Origin of the sequence: Anaerophaga thermohalophila str. Valhall, assembly GCF_000250735.1 — a bacterium.
GTDB lineage: Bacteria > Bacteroidota > Bacteroidia > Bacteroidales > Marinilabiliaceae > Anaerophaga > Anaerophaga thermohalophila_A.
In genome coordinates this window covers 1-5,328 of the sequence record NZ_AHZV01000081.1, presented here as the reverse complement: position 1 = coordinate 5,328, position 5,328 = coordinate 1, and the positions used below count along the sequence as shown (strand labels likewise).

The window sequence follows — 5,328 nt, the reverse complement described above, 5'->3', positions numbered from 1 at the left end:
AATTCATGACCCGGAAAGGGTGCTGTTTGCCTGGGCGCAAGGTGAAGAGGAGGGGGCTTATACCTGGACACCTGTTGACAAACAACATGCCTTGCTCTTTAACCATGTTTACGATAATAACCACATTGGTTCAATGAAATACCAGAAAGCAATCGAAGATGCGATTGCCAAAGGGAATGACGACACATTAAGTTTAGCCTATACGGAAGATGAAGCCGGGAAATGGACAAAAGAACAAAAGCAATGGATTGACGGGTGGAAAATCCGGGCGATGAATTCTGATGAAGTATTTACTGATATAATTAAATCCATCAAAGAAACCGGCAAAGATGAAAAGATAGAAAAAATCGTTTTACGGCCAAAACACATTTACATTGGAAAATACAAATATGAAGATGTAGAGTACCCAGTAGCTATTTATGGTAATGGCGATAAAACAGTAATGACAAAAGCTTTTACCAAGATACAGGTGGCAGATGCCAAAGAACTGGAAGATAAAGAGAAAAAAGAACATATCTATTGTGATGAAACTTACACGAAATACTTGATAATCGCTTTTTATGAAGATGAAAAAGACAACCCGTCCATGATAATGCAGGTTGAGAAGTTTGATATCAGCCAAATGCAGAACACCAAAGAAAAATGGCTGGAATACTTAGGTATTTTAGGTGAGCCTGTTAAATACGAAATAACTCAATCACAATTAGAAGAAATATTCCCAAACACTGATACCACAAGGCTTAAAGAAGTAATGGAAGCGATTAATGACAATTGTGGCGATTTTAATATAAACACTACCCAAAGGATGAGCCATTTCTTAGGGCAGATTGGTACAGAGACCGGAGGGATGAAAGCTCTCAATGAGAACGAGTGCTATAGCGAGGCGAGTATTAAATCTGTATTTGGCAAGGTAAAAAGAAATGGCAACAGGAAATATTGTGACTTATTTGAAGGTTATAACGGGACATCATTATCCACATGTCCAAGTAATACTTTATGCGAGTGTAACCCTGTCCTGCCTGATTCAATTTCACTGGACAGCTTAACAGTAAAAGACAAGTACATATGTAAATCGGCATTGTTTGATTACACCTATGCTTGCCGCATGGGCAATGGTGCGCCTTCTACCAAGGACGGCTCTAAATTTAAAGGCAAAGGGTTTATCCAGTTAACAGGAAAAAACAAATACAAGCAAATCAGTGAGGAATGGAACAAGATGTACCCCGATGACCCGAAAGAGTTCCATGGGAAAGATATTGACCTGCTGACAACGGATATCGAAATTGCCATGAAAGCATCTATGGTATGCTGGAAAATACAAGGGTTAAATGAAAAAGCAGATATTGGATTAAGTGATGAAGCAATAGATAATGTGGGAAGAATAGTAAATGGCTCAGGTAGAAGTCGCCCCAATGGCGCAGACCATAGAATTGAATATACAAATGCAGCTTTTAATGCACTAAAATAGTTAAAATAAAGTAATATGAGAAAGTTTATATTGGCAGCAATCATCCTTAGTATTAGCAACATGTTTTTTGCTCAAGACAAATTATCATTGATGCAAGGAATTTGGGCAGATATTTATAATGGGGAGAATGAATATAATGAGTTTAGTTTTACCATTACCAAAGGGCATAAATCATTATCCTTTGGCTACGCCATGGGAGAATCCCCAAGATTGACGCTTTGGGAAACGATAGATGGTTTTTTAAATTACAACCCTGTCTCAAAAGGTGTGCTAGATGTAAATACTTTACAAGATGATGGAGAATACTATGTTTCTGCAGATGTTGAATATATTAACGATAAAGGGATTATAGAATATCCTAATTTTTTAGTCCCTGATTACTTTGAAATTGATGCCAATAACATGTCTATTGGTGGTAATAAATTAGTTGAATTTATCAAAATAGAACGCTTACCAAGCTTTGCGCTTAAACTTCTTTATAACCGTGGCAAAAAGGATGATAAGGATTACATAGAAAAGTACCTGGATATTAAAGTAAAAGAAGTCCAGGTGGACAAAAGCATTATTTACAGCGAACCGGGCACGACCACAAAAATGTTCTTAATCAAAGGGGACGTTGCCACCGTGCTGGAAGAAAAGGGAGACTGGTTAAAAATAGAGTTTTTGGGAAAACGGCTGGTGACCGGCTGGATAAAAAAAGAAGATGTCAAATAGCTTTCAGCTTAGCAGCCTTAATGAGATTATCAAGAGTGTAGAAAATATTATTGCGGTCTTCTGCTGGTAGCTTGCTAATATCTTCTAAACGCTGTAAAGTCTTTTTGTCCAAGTTTCTTAGTTCCCCGATAGCCCTGAAAAGAGTTTAATTAATTTGGAAATTGAAATATAGGGAATTGAAAATCTAAAATTCCCGAAAACCCTTGATGATTTTAAATAAGTTGCTGTCTTAGATTAGATTATAATAAAAAAACGCCATTCGAATGCCGCCAGCTTGTAACCGGCGGTTTATAGTTAGGCTAATTTTTCTTGCAAGGAATTATTCTGAGCATCTTTAAGCATTAAATCGAGCATGTATAAAATACGTTCTTTATAATCGGGTTTTATTTTTTGCAGCACTTCAAGCCGGTAGAGCATCTTTTTATCTTTAAGTAATGCAGTCGTATCTCCAACTAAGTAATCTAAACTAACATCAAGGGCTTCTGCAATATTTTTTGCAATATCAATGTTGGGAGTTCTTTCGTTACGTTCGTAGCGGCCAATAATTGCACCAGAGGTTCCTAGCTTCTTTGCTACATCTTCCCTTTTTAGTCCTTTTTCTTCCCCTTGCTCGGCGAAGTTCCCCCTTGCTCGGCGAAGTTCCCCCTGCTCGGCGAAGTCTGTGACTTCGTCGTCTAAACCTTTGTAGTTTTTAACTACCACAGAAAACATCGCGATAAAATTGGTCATATTTCCACCAAAAACAGTAAAATAAAAATCGGATGTTTTCTATCTTTAAAGATAAAATATTTATTCCATGTCCACCGGTTATCGAATCAAAGATCAGAAAGGATTGTACTTCCTAACCTTTCAGGTCGTAAATTGGGTTGATATTTTCTCACGGGATTCATAACAATCCGTTACGCTCAAGAATTGTTCAAAATCCTGAAGACTACTTATATTCATCGGCTCGAAATTATGGCGGTTTAAGTAGTTATCTGGTTGTAGATATTCTGAGATTGCCTGCAAAGATTGTTTAAAAAGGTAGTCTGGAGACTACAGGAGTAAAACGACGAAGTCATAGACTTTGCCGAGCGGGGGGTGCTTTAATTGTTGGGATACCAATGTTTAATAAAATACCAGAGACACCTAATGACTTGGAAGTGCATAATGGGGTTTTGTCTTCATTTGGGGATACGATATATTATTCTGAGGCTGTGGATTTAGAAAGAGAGGTTTACTTTATTAAGGTTGATAATAAAGTTTTCTATACTGACTGAGATAAAGAAAGAGAGGTGATTGAAAATCACCCATACAGTGTTGGTGATTCTATAATGGTATGGACAAAACCGAACAATGTCTACATAAAACAACTGACAGCTAACAATAAAATGGTAATGAATTATCAGCCCCCTTATTGGATGGCGTGGTTTTTTACTTTGGCAGGTATAGTTTTTACTGTCATGTCTTTGTTTTACTTAATAAAGTATAGTTCGGATTATTTTGGAGAAAAGAAAACGGAAAACCAATACTAAACGGATTGGTTTACATTTATAAGCCTGTTTTATACCCTGCCCTCCGCTCCGCGAAGTCTGTAACTTCGTCGCTCAAACCGCTGTAGTTTTCAATTACCAGCTAAAAGCAATGCGATTGAACTTATTGAATTTCCCCTTAAAAAGTCAGATGGGAGCCGGATATTTTTTATCTTCAAAGATAAAATGTCCACAGGTTATCAATTTAAAGATCAAAATGGTGGATTGAACTTCCTTTTCAGGTGGTAAATTGAGCTGATATTTTCTCACGGGATGTTTGTTTATCGGGATTATAGTACTGATATGTAAGCTCTGCGGAAAGATACAGGACGAACGTTTTGGGTGATATGCTGAAGAGATGGGAAAATATCATCCGTTGAAATAAAAAAGGTATAGATTTTGTAACTAAATATAGTTACATTTGCGTATGAGTAAAAAAGAGAAACTAATAGCCCGGTTTTTAACCATGCCATCTGATTTTCATTATGATGAAATGGTCAAACTCCTGGGGTATTTTGGCTTTAAAGAAGTAAAGAAAGGAAAGACTTCCGTTTCAAGGGTGAAATTTATGAATCCGGAAGGTGTCCCGATAATGCTACACAAGCCACATCCATCGGGGATTATGAAAAGGTATCAGTTGAAACAAATTAAAGAGGTATTAGGGTTATGAAACATTTAGAATATAAAGGCTACACAGGCAGTATTGAATATAGCAAAGAAGATGATTTGCTTTACGGTAAGGTTCTTGGCATTAAAGGGCTTATTTCTTATGAAGGGAAAACAGGAAAAGAACTTGAAGAAGATTTTAGAGAAGCGATAAACATTTATTTAGCTGATTGTGAAAGCCAGGGTATTACACCGGAAAAACCATTTAAAGGCAATTTTAACGTAAGAATATCATCAGAACTGCATCAAAAAGCAGCTTTATTGGCCATGGAAGATAAAATGTCATTAAACAATTTTGTTGCTGAATCTATCCGGGAAAGGGTTTTTAAAGAATCCTCTGCCAGGAAGAAATCCCACCGCACAAGCCGGTAAAGCGGTGTTCGTCGTCAATCGTCAGCAAAAGCGAGGTCAGCCCGTACAGCACTGTTTTATCCTGTGTTTATTTTTTAAGGTATAAAACAGAATCGTCTGCCAAAGTTTGCTCGTTCTTCACAAGGCTGTCATGCCTTTTGCGCTCCTCAATCCTCCTCATGGCAACTCCTTTATATTTTTTGGCATTTACCTTCCGTGCCTCCAGGCAAAAGCTAAAAAATCCAATCGCTGCTGTATTAGGCTCGTCTGTTAACCCCCTCGGTTCGCCTTTGTCATCCCGAGCAAGTGTTTGTAAGGCTCCGAGAAAACCGGAGCCAACAAAACACTAAATCGGGGTCAGCGTAAACGCCACGCGTCTTTCCGGTTCCTTCGTCACCTTCCAGGCTACGGCCTCGGTCGTAATCGTAGACGGTGAGTGCCCACAGCATCCGCAAACCGCTCCATTATATTGTGCTATTTGCAGCCGCTATCCCGACGCCCAGCTCAAGGTTGTTTTACATTGCGCAATACCATATTATCAGCAACTTTTGAGCAGAGACAAAAAAAATACTCACATCAAACAAAGATACCTTTAGCCTGCTTTATTCATAAGTTTTC

At 38.0% G+C, this 5,328-nt stretch carries 5 protein-coding genes; 4 read left to right on the top strand and 1 reads right to left on the bottom strand.

The genetic code is table 11. The features are described from left to right. Positions 1–1,468: glycoside hydrolase family 19 protein (locus tag OQ5_RS23380; protein ID WP_044107452.1), on the top strand; the 1,468-nt coding region annotated here is incomplete at its 5' end. A gap of 15 nt (positions 1,469–1,483) precedes the next feature. Continuing rightward, positions 1,484–2,182 (top strand): hypothetical protein, encoded by a 699-nt coding sequence (locus OQ5_RS0103700; RefSeq protein ID WP_016776209.1) that lies wholly within the window; start codon positions 1,484–1,486, stop codon positions 2,180–2,182. Positions 2,183–2,476: 294 nt separating this feature from the next. Here OQ5_RS0103700 and OQ5_RS20185 read toward each other — a convergent pair whose 3' ends face one another. Continuing rightward, on the bottom strand, positions 2,477–2,911 hold the full coding sequence (locus OQ5_RS20185; RefSeq protein WP_016776207.1) for a helix-turn-helix domain-containing protein: 435 nt from the start codon (positions 2,909–2,911) through the stop codon (positions 2,477–2,479). A 1,209-nt stretch (positions 2,912–4,120) separates the two neighbouring features. Between OQ5_RS20185 and OQ5_RS0103680 the strand changes: the two genes are divergently transcribed. Beyond that, positions 4,121–4,363 carry a type II toxin-antitoxin system HicA family toxin gene (locus tag OQ5_RS0103680; RefSeq protein WP_016776205.1) on the top strand — a complete coding sequence of 81 codons (243 nt, stop codon included), beginning with the start codon at positions 4,121–4,123 and terminating at the stop codon, positions 4,361–4,363. Beyond that, the gene (locus OQ5_RS0103675) at positions 4,360–4,731 is read left to right on the top strand and encodes a type II toxin-antitoxin system HicB family antitoxin (RefSeq protein ID WP_016776204.1); all 372 of its coding nucleotides are present in this window, start codon (positions 4,360–4,362) and stop codon (positions 4,729–4,731) included. Before OQ5_RS0103680 ends, OQ5_RS0103675 begins: the two co-directional genes overlap by 4 nt. Positions 4,732–5,328 lie beyond the last annotated feature (597 nt).